The sequence below is a fragment of the Sphaerisporangium aureirubrum genome (assembly GCF_042658925.1).
GTDB classification, from domain to species: domain Bacteria; phylum Actinomycetota; class Actinomycetes; order Streptosporangiales; family Streptosporangiaceae; genus Sphaerisporangium; species Sphaerisporangium aureirubrum.
This window is the reverse complement of sequence record NZ_JBHSRF010000088.1, coordinates 19,652-36,114: the sequence shown is the minus strand read 5'-3', so window position 1 is coordinate 36,114 and position 16,463 is coordinate 19,652. Positions and strand designations below refer to the sequence as shown.

The following is a 16,463-nucleotide window of genomic DNA, read 5'->3' as shown; positions in this document are numbered from 1 at the left end:
GGCCCCCCAGCCCTCCTCCACCGCCCCCGGCGGCCCCGCCCCCCAGCCCTTCCCCACGGCCCCCAGCGGCCCGGCTCCCCAGCCCTTCCCCGCCGCCCCCAGCGGCCCGGCTCCCCAGCCCTTCTCCGCCGCTCCCGGCGGCCCGATCCCCAAGCCCTTCCCCGCCGTTCCCAGCGGCCCCACCGCCCCCCAGCCCGTCTCCGGCGCCCAGGTGCCCGCCGGACCCACCACCCCGGCTCCGCAGCCCTCCACGGCCGCCTCGGGGGGGCAGCGGCCCGCTCCGTACCCGTTCAACGCCACCGTCCCGGTGCCGCCGGGCACGCTGCACATCGGCACCCCGCCGCCCGCCGAGGCCGCGCCGGTCCCCGCCGGGCCGGGGGCCGGGGACGAGACGCGGCCCCCGGCGACCGGGAGCATGCCGACGATGCCCGGGACGGGGGGCCGGTCGAGGGCGCGCAGGTGGCTGGTGCCCGCGCTGACCGTGGCGGGGGCGCTGGGGGTGTCGGCGGCCGTGCTGTCCATGGTGCTTCAGGACGGGCCGGTGCGACCGGTGGCGGCGACGAACGTGCCCGCCGTGAGCGCGTCGGTACCGCGTAACGACGTGGCCCGGTGGTTCGCGTTCGACGCGCCGTACGCGGGGGCGCAGTTCGTGGTGCCCGGCGCGCCGCGCTGCGGCCTCACCTCCTACGAGGGGGCCACGCCGGACGAGGGCCGGTTCTGCGTGGTGCCGTGGACGCTGTCCAACCCCGGGGGCACCGAGGCGCGGATCACCCCGGCGCCGCCGACGCTGGTGGACGACCGCGGCGCCGAGCACGAGCCGCTGCCGGTGTCGACGTCCTTCCCCGCCACCATGACGCCCGGTGCCAAGATCGACGGTGTGCTGGTCTACGACCTGGCCCCGGCTCGCGGCCCGGCCACCCTGAAGCTGAAGGTCTCCGACAGCAAGACGATCGAGGTAAGGCTGTGAACCCCCGCTCCGTCCTCGCGGCCGTCCTGGCGGCCGGACTGCTCCTCGCGGCCTTACCCGTCACCGCCACGGCGGGGACGGCGGCGTGCGACGGAGCGCAGGACTTCGACGGCGACGGCCAGGCCGACGCCGTAGTGGGCGACCCGCTGGCCGGCGCCGGCGGCACCCGCGGGGCCGGAGCGGTCCACATCGTCCCGATCGGGGACGCGGGCAAGGGCACCGTCCTCACCTCGCCGGACCCGCGGGCCGGTGACGCCTTCGGGTGGTCGGTCCGCACCGCGCTCCTCGACGACGACCCGTGCCTGGACGTCGTGGTCGGCGCGCCGTACGCCGCGGTCGACGGCGAGGCCGGCGCGGGTGCCGCGTACGTCTTCTACGGCGGCGCCGCGCCGCGCCGGGACCCGGTGCGGCTCACCGCCCCGACCCCCGAGCGGGACGCCCACTTCGGCTGGTCGCTGGCGGCCGGCCGGCTCCCCGGCGAGCCCGCCGCCGTCGTGGTCGGCGCCCCCTACGAGGACGCCGACGCCACGACCGACTCCGGCGCCGTCTACGTGTACGGCGCGCGGGACCTTACCGACGCGCGGCCCATCACCCAGGAGTCCGAGGGAGTCGTCGGCAACGGCGAGGAGGGCGACCTGTACGGCTGGTCCCTGGCCCTCGGCCGCCTCGGCGGGACCCCCGGTGACCTTGACCTCGCGATCGGCACCCCGTACGAGAACAACGACGGCGCCGGCAAGCAGACCGGCAACACCGGGAAGGACAACTCCGGCGCGGTGGAGGTCCTGTTCGACGTGACCGACCCCGGGGAGCTGTCGGCCGTCAAATGGACGCTGTCCGAGGCGGCCCGCGGCCTCCCGGAGAACGCCGGCGACCGCTTCGGCCACGCCCTCGCCTACGCCGAGTTCAAGGGCGATCCGTACCTGGCGGTGAGCGCGCCACTGGCCGACACCGGCGGGCGCGACTCCGGCGTGGTCCAGTTGTTCGGCCTGAACTCCAAGGGAGAACTCGCCCCCGCGCGCACCCTCCGCCCGGGCGTGGGCGGCCTGCGGGGCGACTCCCCCGCCGCGGGCTCCGCCTTCGGCTGGTCCCTGACCATGCTCGCCGCCTCCGGCGACCTCTCCCTGGCCGTGGGCAGCCCCTTCGAGTCCAGGGGCGGAACCGAGACCGGTGTGGTCCGCCGGATCCCCCTGACCGGCGACGGCACCGCCGGCATGATCACGGCGCCGGGCGCCGTTCCCTACGACCACTTCGGCTGGTCACTGGCCACCTCCGGCTCGGCCGATCCCCTGTCCGCCGGTGACGTCCTGCTCGCCGGCTCCCCCGACCAGTCCGCGGGCAAGGGCGCGCTGACCCTGCTGCGGCCGGGCAGCCCGCCGCGCGTCGTGGCCCCCGGCCTGAACGGCCTTCCCGCGGCGCCGGGCACGGCTCTCGCCGACTTCGGCGCGTCGCTCGGCTGAGCCCTGCCGGGCTACCAGGCGACCTGCCGGGCTACCAGGCGCCGAAGACCCGCTCGCCGTTGGCGCTGACGGTGGCGGCGAGCTCGGCCTCCGGGAGGGATTTGAGCTCGGCCAGGCAGCGGAGGACGAGCGGGATGAGGTACGGGCTGTTGGGCTTTCCCCGGTGGGGGGTCGGCGGGAGGTACGGCGCGTCGGTCTCGACGAGCATCAGCTCGGGCGGGGTCGAGCGGACCGCCTCGCGCAGGGCGGCGGCGTTCTTGTAGGTGACCGGGCCGGAGAAGGAGAGGTGGTAGCCCTCTTTGACGCACCTGGCGGCGAAGGCGGCGTCGCCGGAGAAGCTGTGGAAGACGACGACGTCGGGGGCGCCCTCGTCGATGAGGACCGAAAGGACGTCGTCGTGGGCGTCGCGGTCGTGGATGACCAGGGCCTTGCCGGTGCGCTTGGCGATCTCGATGTGGGCGCGGAAGGACGCGTGCTGGTCGGCCTTGGACGACCAGTCGCGGTAGTAGTCGAGCCCGGTCTCGCCGACCGCGCGCACGTGGGGCTCGCGCGCCAGCTTCTCGATCTCGGCGAGGGTCTCCGGGGTGGCGGCGTGGGACTCGTTGGGATGGACGGCCACCCCCGCGTACACGCCCTCGACGGCCGCGGCCGTGGCGGCGTTCCACCGGGACGAGCGCAGGTCGTACCCGATGGTGACCAGGCGGGTGACACCCACCGCGCGGGCCTCGGCGAGGATGCGCCGCACGTCGGTCCCCGCCGCCTGCGCGGCGGTCCCGATCGGGTCGGCGCCGGACGCCTGCCGCTCCCCGACCATGATGTCCAGGTGGCAGTGGCTGTCGAACACCTCGCCGTCGAGCGCGCGCGGGACGGCGGGCGGGGTGCCGTCGCGGCTCATTCGCCGAGCCTGGCCAGTTCCTCGTCGACGATCTTGGGGTCGAGCTTGGGGAACAGCGGGGTGGGCGGGGCCAGGGGGACGCCGGGGTGGATGGGCTGGGAGGCCCAGGTGGCGGCACCGGTGTAGTCGCCGGTGATGACGGGGTACGGGGTGCCGCCGTTCTCGTCGACCTCGTCGATGCGCGGCATGCCGGACCAGACGCCCTCGCCGCCGAGCATGGCGTGGATCTTGTTGGAGGAGGTCGGGAGGAACGGGGTGAGCAGGGTCTTGGCGTCGTCGACGACCTGGAGGGCGACGTGGAGGATGGACTTCACCCGCTCGGGGTCGTCCTTGAGCTTCCAGGGCTCCTGCTCGGCGAGGTAGCGGTTGGCGTCGCGGACCACGTCGAACGCCTCGGTGACGGCGTTCTTGAAGCGGGACCTGCCGAGCTCGGCGCCCACGGCGGGGAAGGCGTCCCGGCTGCGGGCGAGCAGGGCGCGGTCGGCGTCGGTGAGGTCGCCGGGCTCGGGGACGGCGCCGAAGTTCTTGGCGGCCATCGAGATCGAGCGGTTGACGAGGTTGCCCCAGGCGGCGACCAGCTCGCCGTTGTTGCGGTTGACGAACTCGGACCAGGTGAAGTCGGTGTCCTGGTTCTCGGGGCCGGCCACCGCGATGTAGTAGCGCAGCGCGTCGGCGTCGTAGCGGGCCAGGAAGTCGCGGACGTAGATCACGACCGACCGGCTGGAGGAGAACTTGCGGCCCTCCATGGTGAGGAACTCGCTGGAGACCACCTCGGACGGCAGCGCCAGCTTGCCGAGCGACCCCGGCGTGCCGCCGCGCGACCCCTCGCCGTTGTAGCCGAGCAGCATCGCGGGCCAGATCTCGGAGTGGAAGACGATGTTGTCCTTGCCCATGAAGTAGTACCCGCGGGCGTCGGGGTTCTGCCACCACTGCCGCCAGGCGTCGGGGTCACCGGAGCGGCGGGCCCACTCGATGGAGGCGCTGAGGTAACCGATGACCGCGTCGAACCAGACGTACAGCCGCTTGTCGTCGCGGTCGCGCCAGCCGTCCAGCGGGATCGGCACGCCCCAGTCGAGGTCGCGGCTGATCGCGCGCGGCTGGAGGTCGCCGAGGAGGTTGAGCGAGAACTTCAGGACGTTCGGCCGCCACTCGCCCTGCTTGGACTGCAACCAGGAGCCGAGGACCTCGGCGAACGCCGGGAGGTCGAGCATGAAGTGCTCGGTCTCGATGAACTTGGGCGTCTCGCCGTTGATGCGGCTGCGGGGGTTGATGAGGTCGACCGGGTCGAGCTGGTTGCCGCAGTTGTCGCACTGGTCGCCGCGCGCACCGTCGTAACCGCAGATGGGGCAGGTGCCCTCGATGTAGCGGTCGGGCAGGGTGCGGCCGGTGGTCGGCGAGACCGCGCCCATGGTGGTGCGCGGGAAGATGTAGCCGTTGGCGAAGAGACCCTTGAAGATCTCCTGGGACACGGCGTAGTGGTTGTCCGTCGTGGTGCGGGTGAACAGGTCGTAGGACAGGCCGAGGGAGGTGAGGTCCTCGGCGATCACCCGGTTGTAGCGGTCGGCGAGCTCGCGGGCGGAGACGCCCTCTTTGTCGGCCTGCACCTGGATCGGCGTGCCGTGCTCGTCGGTCCCGCTGACCATCAGCACCTTGTTGCCCGCCATCCGCTGGTAGCGGCTGAAGATGTCGGACGGCACCCCGAAGCCGGAGACGTGCCCGATGTGGCGGGGGCCGTTGGCGTACGGCCACGCGACGGCGGTCAAGATGTGCTGGGACATGCTCACAAGACTAGAGGGCCCGCCACGGCACCTCGAACCGATTCCCCGGGATCTGTGGACAACCCCGCGACGGCCGGGGCCCCCGGCGAGCGTGTCGTTTCCCACCGTGTCGACAGTTGCTCACCCTGATCCCGGGGCAGCGACTCGCCGCGTCGCCCATTCGCGCGATCCACCCTGGTCATCGGTCCCCTAGATGGCGCCGGGTCGGCGGGCGGTGGTAGGGCGGATTCGGCGCCGCTGCACGGCGAGAACCCGTTATAGGTAGCCAGACGGGAATAGTCGACGTCAATGGATCAACCACATCAAACCCGTCTGCGGCTGGGCTGGATGGGCCCACCCGTTGTTGTTTTCCCACCGTGTCGACAGTTGCCCACCCGATTCCGAGGTGTCGATCACCGCACGCGGAAGTCCCCTGCGAGCGCTGGCGCTGCCGTGGACCACCTCCGTGGACCACCCCCGCGCCCGTCCGGCTTCGCACCGGTGGTGTCGCTCCGTGCCGGTCGGTATCACTCCGCGCCCGGGTGTCACCCGTGCGTGTGGGCGCCGCCACGGACTGCGGCCGCATCCGGCCGCGCCGCCCATTCCGGTGGCTGGTCTCTTGGACGACGCTGCGGCCATCTGGCAATCCATGGCGGGTTTCTCCCCGCCCAACGGCACCGAATTCGCCACACCACCACCTGCCGACCCGGCGCCAACTACGGGACCGGCGGCACGAACCGGCGGCACGGACGCATGGGAGACACACTCCACCCGGGGCGCCGGAGTTGGCGGGATGGCCCCTACGTGCGGTGAGCGATGCCCCGGGAATTGGGTGGGCAACTGTCGACACGGTGGAAAACAACAACGGGTGGGCCCATCCACCTCAGCCCCGAGACGGGTTTGCCGTTGATTCCCTTGGCGTCGACGCTATCCCCGTCTGGCTACCCATAGCGGGTTTCTCGCCGTACAGCGGCGCCGAATTCGCCGTACCACCGCCCGCCGACCTGGCGCCGTCTGAGGGACCGATGACCAGGGTGGATCGCGCGAGTGGGCGGCGCGGACGAGTCGCGCGGACCGGCGAGGCGGACGGGGCGTGCGAAACCGGCGGTGCGGACGGATGGGGACACACTCCACCCGGGGTGTCCGCGTTGGCGGGGTGGCCCCTGCGTGCGGTGAGCGATGCCCCGGGGGTTGGGTGGGCAACTGTCGACACGGTGGGAAAACAACAACGGGTGGGGCCACCCAGCCCAGCCGGAGACGGGTTTGATGTGGTTGATCCCCTTACGTTGGCCATCCCGGTCCGGCACCACCTGGCCGGTTTCCGGCCGTCGAGGGCCGGTCGGCGTCAGGCGGAGGTGGACTCCCGCTGCACGGCCTCGGCGGCCTCTTCCGCGGCGGAGGCCGCGACGTCCGCCGGGGTCTCCTTGGTGCGGCGGATGCCGAGGATGCTGATGAACAGCGCGGCGAAGATGGTCTGGAAGCTCATGATCAGCGCGGTGGCGGACGGCACGACCAGGCGCAGCGACTCGGCGGGGATCAGCGCCCCGAAGTTGCGCACCTGCCAGTGCGCCAGCGAGGCCACCAGGCCGCCGAGGCCCGCGACGGCCAGCAGGCCGCCGGCGATCAGGCCGCGCTCCAGGGTGACGACGTCCACCAGCTGCTTGATGCGGGGGCTCTCGGGCAGGAAGCCCTCCTCGGCGGCGTACACCTTCGTGAACAGGCCGAACAGCACGGCCTGGAAGCCGATCACCAGGATCGCGGACGCCCCCACGAGGGTGTCGACGTCGAAGGCCAGTTTGCCGATGTAGACCGGCCCGAAGGTCAGCGCGGTGCCCGCGACCAGGCCGAGGATCATCAGCACGGCGCCGGGGATCACGAACAGCCAGCGGGGGCTGTACAGCAGCAGGAAGCGCAGGTGGCGCCAGCCGTCCCGCCAGGAGCGCAGGTGGGGCGGGCGGGTGCGGCCGTCGGGGCTGAGGGTGGTCGGCACCTCGCGGACGTCCAGGCCCTGGAGCGTGGCCTTGACGACCATCTCGCTGGCGAACTCCATGCCGCCGGTCTGCAGCCCGAGGGTGAGGATGGACTCGCGGCGGAACCCGCGCAGCCCGCAGTGGAAGTCGCGGATCTTGCTGGGGAAGAACAGCCGCCCGACGAACGACAGCACGGGGTTGCCGAGGTAGCGGTGCAGCGGCGGCATGGCGCCGGGCGAGATGCCGCCGCGGAAGCGGTTGCCCATCACGAGGTCGGCGCCCGCGCGCAGCTCCTCGACGAACGGCAGCAGGGCGGTGAAGTCGTAGGAGTCGTCCGCGTCGCCCATGATGACGAACCGGCCGCGCGCGGCCCGGATGCCGCCCATGAGCGCGTTGCCGTACCCCTTGGCGTCGATGTGCACGACCCGGGCGCCGGCGTCCCGGGCGATCTGCTGGGAACCGTCCGTGCTGCCGTTGTCGGCGATCACGACCTCGCCGTCGATACCGTGCTCCGCCATGCAGGCCAGTGCCTTACGGATGCATGTCTCGACCGTCTCCGCCTCGTTCAGGCATGGCATGACCACGGTCAGTTCCACAACGAAACCCCTCGTTCGTGCCTCGATCATCGTCTGCGTAGTTCAACCATGATGCCCTCTGCCCCCGGGTGCTCGGGTCAAGTCCCCGAAACGGCTGGCATCCTGTAATCCATGGTGACCGTTGCCGAACCGGCGCACGCCGACGCGCCCGCCCCTGGCAGAGGTGCGCGCCTGCTCGGTTTCCTGCGGCGGCGCCGGCTGTTCGTGATCGCCGTCACGCTCGGCGCCGCGCTGCGCGTGATCACGATGCTCGGCTACCGCCCGGCCATGTGGTTCAACGACTCCTACGAGTACGTCTCGGTGGCCCTCCACCTGCGGCCCCACCCCATCCGGCCGGACGGGTACGGCTTCTGGCTGCTGGCGCTCAAGCCTTTCCACAGCTTCGCCCTGGTGGTCTTTACGCAGCACCTCATGGGCCTGGCCACGGCCGTGCTGATCTATGCGCTACTCAGACGCAAATTTGGCCTGCCCGACTGGGGCGCCACGCTGGCCGCCGCGCCGGTGCTGTTCGACGCCTACCAGATCCAGCTCGAACAGCTGATCATGTCGGACACCATGTTCACGCTGCTCATCGTGGCCGTGATCACGCTGGTGCTGTGGCACCGTCAGCTGTCCTGGAAGGTGGGCGTCGCCATCGGCCTGCTGATGGCGCTCACCGCGCTGACCCGCAGCATCGGCCTGCCGATCCTCGCCGTGGTCGCGGTCTACATGCTGATCAAGCGCACCGGCTGGAAGCCGATCCTCGCCATGGTGACGGCGTGCGCCGTGCCGGTCATCGCGTACATGGGGTGGTTCTCCGCGGTGAACGGCCAGTTCGCGCTGACCCAGAGCGACGGCCTGATCATGTACATGCGCACGGCCAAGTTCGCCGACTGCAAGAAGATCAAGCCGGACCTCCAGCGCGAGCAGGACCTGATCCCGCTGTGCAACAACCCGAGCATCGCCCGCAGCCCGTTCTCGCAGCTCTACCTGTGGTGGAAGGGCGAGGGCGAGGTGCTGCACCGCTGGGGCGCCGACAAGTGGGACCGGTCGATCAACGACACGGCGGGCAGGTTCGCCCGGCGCGCCATCCTGGCCCAGCCGGGCGACTACCTCTCGGCCGTCACCGGGGACCTCCTGCGCAGCTTCCGCTGGGACCGCCCGGTGTTCCCCGACGCGCTGACCTGGAACCAGTACCAATTCGACGCCAGGGGCGTGAGCGCCCGCGACCCGGTGCGGCTGCTGAAGTCGCCGCCGACGTGGCCGAGCTACATGGGCACGGTCGACCGCGACATGGTGGCCTACGAGCAGGGCCGGGCCAGCACCCGGGTCTACTGGCCGTGGGCGACCATCATGGAGCGCTACCAGCGCTTCGCCGCCCTGCCCGGCCTGGTGCTCGGCATCGCGCTGCTGGTCGGCGCGGCCGGCATGGTGCGGCGCTGGCGCACGCTCGGCGGCCCGGCGCTGCTGCCGTGGGTGGCGGCGGCCGCCCTGGTGGTGGCCCCGGCGGCCACCGCCGAGTTCGACTACCGCTACCTGCTGCCCGCGATGCCGGTGGCCTTCCTCGCCGCCGCCATCACGCTGCGCCGGGGGCTGCGGCAGCGCCCGGCCCGCGAGGGTTAGATCCAGCTGCGGAACAGCATGCGGCGGTACCAGTCGTCGTAGGGGATGGTCTCGGCGGAGATCACCGGGTACAGCCACCAGAAGTTGATCAGGGCGAGCAGCATGAACGCCCCGACGCCCGCCGCGGCGGCCGCCCTGCGCGTGGAGGCCACCCCCTCGGGGCCGAGGATCGACCCTGCCATCAGGACGATGGCCAGGATCATGAACGGCAGCATCGGGGCGGCGTAGAACAGGAACATGGTGCGGTGGTCGGAGATGGCGTAGTAGAACCACGGCAGCCAGCCCACCGCGAACGCCAGCAGGACGGCCCCGGCGCGCCAGTCGCGGCTGGAGACGTACCACGCGATCAGGCCGATCAGCGCGATCACCGAGCCGTACCAGATGACCGGCGTGCCGACGCCGAGCACCGCCTGGGCGCAGCTCCCCGCCGAGCACGGCGGGGAGGTGTAGTGGAACGCCACCGGCCGCACCAGCAGCGGCCACTCCCACGGCCATGACTGGTAGGCGTGCTTGGAGGCCAGGCCGGTGTGGAAGCCGAGCACCTGGAAGTGGTACGAGAACCACGACCGCAGGGAGCTGAACACGAAGTACGCCGGTCCGCTGGAGGTGGCCTCGGTCCAGTTGCGGCCGTAGCCCCAGGTGGTGGCGAACCAGCCGGTCCAGCTGGCCACGTAGACCCCCGCGGGGATCAGGCCCATGGCCAGCGACGTCGCCGGCGCGTCCAGGGTCAGCGCGCCCCGGTACGGCCGCCGCAGCCCGACGGCGCGGCGCGCCCCGGCGTCCCAGACCACGCTCATCACGGCGAAGGCGATCAGGAAGAAGATGCCGCTCCACTTGGTGGCGCACGCCGCGCCCAGGCACAGCCCGGCGCCGATGCGCCACCACCGGACCCCCAGCCTGGGACCGGTGCCGGTCACCGGGGAGCTCTCGTACCACTGCACCAGCCGGAGCCGCGACTGGTCCCGGTCCGCGACCAGACAGGCGAACCCGGCGATCACCCACATCATCAGGATGCCGTCCAGGAGGGCCGTGCGGCCGAGCACGAAGGCCAGCGCGTCCAGCGCCAGCAGCAGCCCCGCCATGCAGCCCAGCAGCGTCGAGCGGGTCATCCGCCGCGCCACCCGGGCCAGGACCAGGATCGACACGATCCCCGCCAGGGCGACGGCGATACGCCACCCGAAGGGATTCCAGCCGAAGATCCACTCACCCGCGCCGATCATCCACTTCCCGAGCGGCGGGTGCGCGACGTACTGCGCGCACGGGCCGAGGTCGTTCGGCGTGCACGTCGTCCACAGGTCCTGCCGCCCGGCGAGCAGCCGCTTGTCGGCGATTGGGTCGTCGGCGGAGCCGAGCATGGTCCGCTCGACCAGGTACCGCAGCAGCGACAGCCCGTCCTTGGCGTAGTAGGTCTCGTCGAAGACCACCGCCTTGGGGTCCCCGAGCCGGTACAGGCGCAGCACGGCGCCGAACGCCGCCACCAGCAGCGGCCCGACCCACCCCCATAGAGGGCTGCCCGGGAAAGGCGGGACCAGACGGTCGCGTACGGAGCCCGGATCCGGGGACTCGTCGTCGGACGGAGCAGGGGATTCCCCGAAGAGGCGCGACACGCCGGGAAATCGTCGAGGGAAGGCGCGAACAGCCACCTGCGCACCTTATGGGGCGTGGGGCCCTCCCATCCAGAGGAGCCCCGCACCGCCTGCCGTCACACCCCTCTAAGCAGGGCGAACGCCACCGGCGCCATGAACGGCGTCGTACAAAGTGCGCCTGGCGACGCCCGCGGCCCGCGCCACGTCCACGATCGCCTGCTTGCGCGGCACCCCGGCCTCCTGCATGCGGGCCACCTCGGCGACCAGGTCGCCGATGTCGGCGGTCACCTCCCCCGGATCGTGCCCGGCGATCACCAGCGTGATCTCGCCGCGCACGTCGCCCGCCGCCCACTCGGCCAGCTCGGCCAGCGTGCCGCGCCGCACCTCCTCGTACGTCTTGGTCAGCTCCCGGCACACCGCGGCCCGGCGTTCCGGGCCGAAGGCCTCGGCCATCGCGGTCAGGCAGGCGCCCAGCCGGTGCGGCGCCTCGAAGAAGACCATGGTGCGCCGCTCGGCGGCCAGCCCGGCCAGCCGCCGGGACCGCTCGCCCGTCTTGCGCGGCGGGAACCCCTCGAAGCAGAACCGGTCGGAGGGCAGCCCGGAGATCGCCAGAGCGGTGGTGACGGCGGACGGCCCCGGCAGCGCCGTGACCTCGATGCCGGCGTCCACCGCGAGCCGGGTGAGGCGGTAGCCGGGGTCGGACACGCCCGGCATCCCGGCGTCGGTGATGACCAGCACGGTCTCCCCGTCGCGCAGCGAGCCGAGCAGCTCCTCGGCCCTGACCGCCTCGTTGGCGTCGTAGTACGAGACCACGCGCCCGCCGAGGGTGACGCCGAGGTCGGCCGCCAGCCTGCGCAGCCTGCGGGTGTCCTCGGCGGCGACCACGTCGGCCACGGCGAGCGCCTCACGCAGCCGGGCGGACGCGTCGTCCACCCGCCCGATCGGAGCGCCCGCGAGCACCAGCCTGCCCTTGCCGTCCACCCGTCCATCCTCTCCCATGGTGTTGCAGGTCATCCCTGGGCCACTTTCCGCCAGGAGTCCCCCAATTGGGGCCGTTAGAGGTGTTTCTTAGGTTGGCCGTAAGGACCGCCCCGTACGATGTCCGCGTGGCCGTGACGGACTACCCTAACCAGGACTTCGGGCAGCCGGAGTCGCGTGACGACCCGGCGGCGCCGGGTTCCCTGCGCGACCGGCTGGTCCCGCCGTTCCACGGCAGCGCCCTGTGGGGATGGATCGGGCCGCTGCTGGTGGCGGCGCTCGGTGCCGTGTTGCGCTTCAACCGGCTCGGGGACCCCAAGGCGGTGGTCTTCGACGAGACCTACTACGCCAAGGACTCGCTGTCCCTGGTGCGGTGGGGCGTGGAGCGCGTGCCGCTCAAGGACGCCGACAAGATGCTGCTCGGCGGGAACCCCCACATCTGGCAGCAGTGCGCGCCCGCCGAGATCGACAAGTGCGCCTCGTACGTGGTCCACCCGCCGCTCGGCAAGTGGATGATCGGCGCGGGCGAGTGGATCTTCGGAGCCAACCCCTTCGGGTGGCGTTTCGCCGCCGCGGTGGCGGGTGTGGTGTCGATCCTCATCCTGGCCCGGGTGGCGCGCCGGATGACCCGCTCCACCGTCCTGGGCTGCATGGCGGGGCTGCTGCTGGCGGTGGACGGGCTGGCCTTCGTGCTCGGCCGAACCGCCCTGCTGGACGGCTTCCTGATGTTGTGGGTGCTCGCCGGGTTCGCCTGCCTGGTCGCGGACCGCGACCAGACACGCCTCAAACTGGCCGAGTGGTACGAGAACTCCACCGTCACCGGCACCGGGCCCCGGCTCGGCGTGCGGTGGTGGCGCGTCGGCGCCGGGCTGTGCCTGGGCGCGGCGTGCGCCACCAAGTGGAGCGGCGTCTTCTTCCTGATCGCCTTCGCCGTGATGAGCGTGCTCTGGGACGCCGGGGCGCGCCGCGCCGTCGGCCTGCGGCAGCCGTACCGCGGCGCCCTGACCCTGGACGTGCCCTCGGCGGCGCTGGCCATGGGCCTGATCCCCGCGCTGACCTACCTGGTCAGCTGGACCGGCTGGTTCGCCACCGCCTACGGCTACGGCCGCAACTGGGCGCAGGCCACCTCCAGCGGCCCCGGCTACTTCGTGTTCAGCTCCCTGCGCTCCTGGTGGGACTACCAATGGATGGTCCTGAGCTTCCACACCGGCCTGGACTCGACCCACCCCTACCAGTCGAAGCCCTGGGAATGGCCGATGCTGCTGCGGCCGGTGGCGTTCTTCTACGAGAGCCCGCCGGGCTGCGGCACCGACAGGTGCTCCCAGGCCGTGCTCGGCGTCGGCACCCCGGTCATCTGGTACGGCGCCATCGCCGCACTGGTCACTCTGGTCACGTGGTACTTCTCCACGCGGGACTGGCGCGCGGGCGCGGTGCTGCTGGCCTACGCGGTGGGGTGGCTTCCGTGGTTCTATTACGCCATCGCCGACAACCGGACCATGTTCCTCTTCTACACGGCCCCGATGATCCCGTTCATGATCCTGGCGCTCACGCTGGTCGCCGGGTTCCTCATCGGCCCGGCAGGCGCCGCGCCGGCGCGCAGGGCCGTCGGCGCCGCGTTGACCGGGGCGTTCGTGCTGCTGGCGCTGGTGAACTTCTGGTGGCTGTACCCGGTGCTCTCCGCCGAGATCATTCCCTACGACGATTGGCACGGCAGGATGCTGCTCGACCGCTGGATATGACGTCCTGGTCCGTACCCGACAGCTCTTTCGGTCTTACCGGTCTTACAGGTGGGTGACGTGGGAATCGTCCGTGGCGGAAGCCGTCGTCAGGGCCCTGGCCTATACGGCAGACTGCGAAACATGCCCGCACCCGACGTCGCCGCGCTCCTGACGGAGCTCGAACGCGTCGCCCCCGCCGCCGCCGACCGCGCGCGCGTGGCCGTCGAGTGGCTCACCGGTGGTGAGCCCCTGGAGACGGTCACCCAGCTCGACGTCTGCGAGTTCCTCTGGTACACCCTGCCGATCAAGGTCTCCGGCGACCACACCGCGATCGCGGCGGCCCTCGGGCGGCTGCTACGCCTCGGCGGGCTCGACCGCTACGCGGCGATCTGCGGCTCGGCGTCCACCTCACGCATCCTGCGTACCTACGAGATGGAGGGCGAGGAGGCGGGAGCCGCGGCCTACCAGCGGGCGCTGACCGCCACCGGGGTGCTGCCGCCCGACGTGCCCGAGCTGCGCTGGAGCTCCATCATGGGGCCCGAGGAGCTCGGCGCCCACATCGCCTGCTCGGCGGCGCTGGAGCTGGCCGTGGTGGCCGGCGACCTGCGCCCGGCCACCAGCGCGTGGAAGTCCCGCGCCGAGGCGCTCACGCGCCGCTGGCTCACCGCGCCGCGCGCCGAGCTCGGCGGGGACAACTGGGTCGACCGCGTGCACGGCGAGCGGCTCAACCGCTGGGTGCTCGGCCGGGGCGCCGCCCGCAGGGAGCTGGCCCAGCCGTTCGAGGTGCGGCTGCACGCGCCCATCCCGGCGCCGGAGGGCGCCCACTTCGACGCCCTGCGGTGGCTGCTGGAGGCCGCGGCGGGCCCTGGCGGGCTGCCGCTCACCGCGCGGCACACCATCTCCGCGCCGCTAGCCGACGAGGCCGCCGAGCGGTTCGGCTGGGCGGGCGGCGACGGCGCGCTCCCCACGCTGCACCGCATCGCCGAGCAGGAGATGCGCGCGGTGCGCCGCACGGGCAGGTGCCTCGCCATCACCACGACGGGGCGGCGGCTGCTGGCCGACCCGGCGGCGATGTGGCAGGCGGCGGCGTCCGCGCTGCTCACGCCCGCCAGTGCCGAGCGTGAGCTTGAGACGTCCGTGCGCGAGGTCGGCCTGATGCTGCTCACCGGCGGCGACCCCCTGACCGGCGCGGCGCTGGCCGAGCGGGTGGCCGAGGTCGTGTCCGGCGAGGGCTGGCGCACCACCTCGGCGGCCGACGTCACCGGCGCGCTGGCCGACCTTCACCACCGGCTGGAGGCGCTCCACCTGTGCACCTCACCGGCGCACGCGGGCCACGCCGACCACCATCCGGCGGAGCTCACCCCGGTCGGGCGGGCCGCCGCGCTCACCGCGCTGCGCGGGCAGGCGCTGCGGCCCCGCACCTACGTCTCCGCGACCTGAGGCCCGCCCCCGCCAGGACGGCCGGCTAGACGCGCGAGGTGGCCCGCCCGCCGAGACGGCGGGCCATGCGCTCGTCCGTGCCGCCCATCTCCTCGTATCCCTGGCCGCCCATGCCCGACATCATCATTTCCTGCCGGGCCTCCTCGATCCGCAGGGCGACGCCCATGGCGAAGAAGGTGGGCGCCCACTCACCGACGAACAGGCCCCAGCGGTCGGCCCGCGCGATGTCGTTCTCGTACTCCTTGGACAGGATCCAGGAGAGGAACGACATGCCGACCGACACGATGCCCGCCGTGTACATCATCCCCGAGCGGACGCCCATTTTGTGAAGGCTCCTGATCATATGGCCCCCTTTGTCGTGACGTGCTGACGCCTAACTTCTTCCCTTTCGCCACCACTCGCCCCGCTTTTCGCTCTTCCTTGACGCCGCCCAGGGAGGGATATGGCTTTCGCCCGGAAGCTCACGAATCCCCGTCGAACCCCGTGTACCGCTCGGCGAGTGCCTTGCCGATCCGCGCCAGCTCGACCTGGACGGAGCGCGGTTCGATCACCTCGACCAGCGCGCCCCACCCCGCGAGGTTCCGCGCGACGTCCAGCGGGGTCGGCGCGGCCAGACGGACGCGGGCGCGCCCCCCTCCGGGCTCGCCGTCGAGGTGGCAGTGCCGTCCGAACCGGTCCCGCAGGACCGGCACGAACCTGTGCTCGATGAGCACCGTCGCCCAGGTGCGGGAACGCCGCCGCTCCACCTCGCCCACGACCTCCTCCCACGCGGCGGCGAGGGTGAAGTCGTCCGGCCGCCCGGCGGTCCTGCCGGTGGGCTCGGCCGCCACGACGCGGTCGACCCGGAAGGTCCGCCGCCCCCCTTCGGTCCCGGCGAGCAGGTACCAGACGTCGTCCTTGTCGACCAGGCCCCAGGGGTCGACCAACCGCTCGGTGCGCTCCCGGGTGGCGCTGGTATAGGTCAGGCGGACCTCGCGCCGATGGATCACGGCCTCCTGGAGCAGGCCGGCCATCGGCGGGCGGCGGCGGTCGCGCTCGCCCCAGCGGGTGGGGTCGATCATGGTGGCGGCGGCGGCCGCCTCGGCGTCCGCGCGGAAGGTGCTCGGCAGCGCCCGCACGAGTTTGCGCAAGGCGGCCTTGGCCTCGGCGGAGACGGCCGCGGCCGGGCCGACCAGCACGAACAGCGCCTGCGCCTCGGCCGCCGACAGGCCGCTGAGGTCGGTACGGGCGCCGCCGACCAGCGACCAGCCCCCACCCCGTCCGGGCTGCGGGTAGACCGGGACGCCCGCCACCGACAGCGCCGAAAGGTCGCGGCGGGCGGTCGCGACGGACACCTCCAGCTCGGCCGCCAGCTCGGCGGCCGTCACCCGGCCACGGGCCTGCATGAGCAGCAGGACGGCGACGAGCCGATCGGCACGCATGATCTCCCCCGTAAAAGTGCTCAGTCGATGAGCACTTTAGGCGAGAGGATGGTGTCTGTCACCAGCTGAAAGACCT

General features: G+C 72.4%; 11 protein-coding genes and 1 pseudogene. 5 read left to right on the top strand and 7 right to left on the bottom strand.

The features are described from left to right. Positions 1 to 967, top strand: a pseudogene (locus ACFP1K_RS35260) (hypothetical protein); the annotation flags it as partial. After that, entirely contained in the window at positions 964 to 2,424 is a 1,461-nt protein-coding gene (locus tag ACFP1K_RS35255) for a hypothetical protein (RefSeq protein WP_380761696.1), read from the top strand. The pseudogene ACFP1K_RS35260 and the gene ACFP1K_RS35255, both read left to right, overlap by 4 nt. A 31-nt stretch (positions 2,425 to 2,455) precedes the next feature. On the opposite strand, the gene ACFP1K_RS35250 is transcribed toward ACFP1K_RS35255, so the two are convergent. From ACFP1K_RS35250 to ACFP1K_RS35240, 3 genes are all read right to left on the bottom strand, one after another. Continuing rightward, positions 2,456 to 3,319 carry a TatD family hydrolase gene (locus ACFP1K_RS35250; RefSeq protein WP_380761694.1) on the bottom strand — a complete coding sequence of 288 codons (864 nt, stop codon included), beginning with the start codon at positions 3,317 to 3,319 and terminating at the stop codon, positions 2,456 to 2,458. Beyond that, a complete protein-coding gene (gene metG, locus ACFP1K_RS35245) occupies positions 3,316 to 5,097 on the bottom strand; it encodes a methionine--tRNA ligase (protein ID WP_380761692.1) in 1,782 nt (593 codons plus the stop codon). Before metG ends, ACFP1K_RS35250 begins: the two co-directional genes overlap by 4 nt. Positions 5,098 to 6,421: 1,324 nt before the next feature. Continuing rightward, positions 6,422 to 7,642 carry a glycosyltransferase family 2 protein gene (locus tag ACFP1K_RS35240; RefSeq protein ID WP_380761690.1) on the bottom strand — a complete coding sequence of 407 codons (1,221 nt, stop codon included), beginning with the start codon at positions 7,640 to 7,642 and terminating at the stop codon, positions 6,422 to 6,424. A 111-nt stretch (positions 7,643 to 7,753) separates the two neighbouring features. On the opposite strand from ACFP1K_RS35240, the gene ACFP1K_RS35235 reads away from it, so the two are divergent. Next, entirely contained in the window at positions 7,754 to 9,244 is a 1,491-nt protein-coding gene (locus ACFP1K_RS35235; RefSeq protein WP_380761688.1) for a hypothetical protein, read from the top strand. On the opposite strand, the gene ACFP1K_RS35230 is transcribed toward ACFP1K_RS35235, so the two are convergent. Both ACFP1K_RS35230 and rsmI read right to left on the bottom strand, forming a co-directional pair. Next, positions 9,241 to 10,851, bottom strand: coding sequence for a dolichyl-phosphate-mannose--protein mannosyltransferase (locus ACFP1K_RS35230; protein ID WP_380761686.1), 1,611 nt, complete (start codon positions 10,849 to 10,851; stop codon positions 9,241 to 9,243). The genes ACFP1K_RS35235 and ACFP1K_RS35230 overlap by 4 nt on opposite strands. A gap of 105 nt (positions 10,852 to 10,956) precedes the next feature. Then, positions 10,957 to 11,844: a 16S rRNA (cytidine(1402)-2'-O)-methyltransferase gene (gene rsmI / locus ACFP1K_RS35225; protein WP_380761684.1), complete on the bottom strand. Its 888-nt coding sequence runs from the start codon at positions 11,842 to 11,844 to the stop codon at positions 10,957 to 10,959. A 92-nt stretch (positions 11,845 to 11,936) separates the two neighbouring features. Between rsmI and ACFP1K_RS35220 the strand changes: the two genes are divergently transcribed. After that, complete coding sequence (locus ACFP1K_RS35220; protein WP_380761682.1) at positions 11,937 to 13,547, top strand: dolichyl-phosphate-mannose--protein mannosyltransferase; 1,611 nt, start codon at positions 11,937 to 11,939, stop codon at positions 13,545 to 13,547. A gap of 120 nt (positions 13,548 to 13,667) precedes the next feature. Then, positions 13,668 to 14,966 carry a hypothetical protein gene (locus ACFP1K_RS35215; protein WP_380761680.1) on the top strand — a complete coding sequence of 433 codons (1,299 nt, stop codon included), beginning with the start codon at positions 13,668 to 13,670 and terminating at the stop codon, positions 14,964 to 14,966. A 25-nt stretch (positions 14,967 to 14,991) separates the two neighbouring features. Here the strand turns inward: ACFP1K_RS35215 and ACFP1K_RS35210 are convergent, their stop codons facing one another. Further along, positions 14,992 to 15,288, bottom strand: coding sequence for a hypothetical protein (locus ACFP1K_RS35210; protein WP_380761678.1), 297 nt, complete (start codon positions 15,286 to 15,288; stop codon positions 14,992 to 14,994). A 139-nt stretch (positions 15,289 to 15,427) separates the two neighbouring features. Continuing rightward, positions 15,428 to 16,387, bottom strand: coding sequence for a helix-turn-helix transcriptional regulator (locus tag ACFP1K_RS35205; RefSeq protein ID WP_380761676.1), 960 nt, complete (start codon positions 16,385 to 16,387; stop codon positions 15,428 to 15,430). Between the last annotated feature and the right edge of the window lie 76 nt (positions 16,388 to 16,463).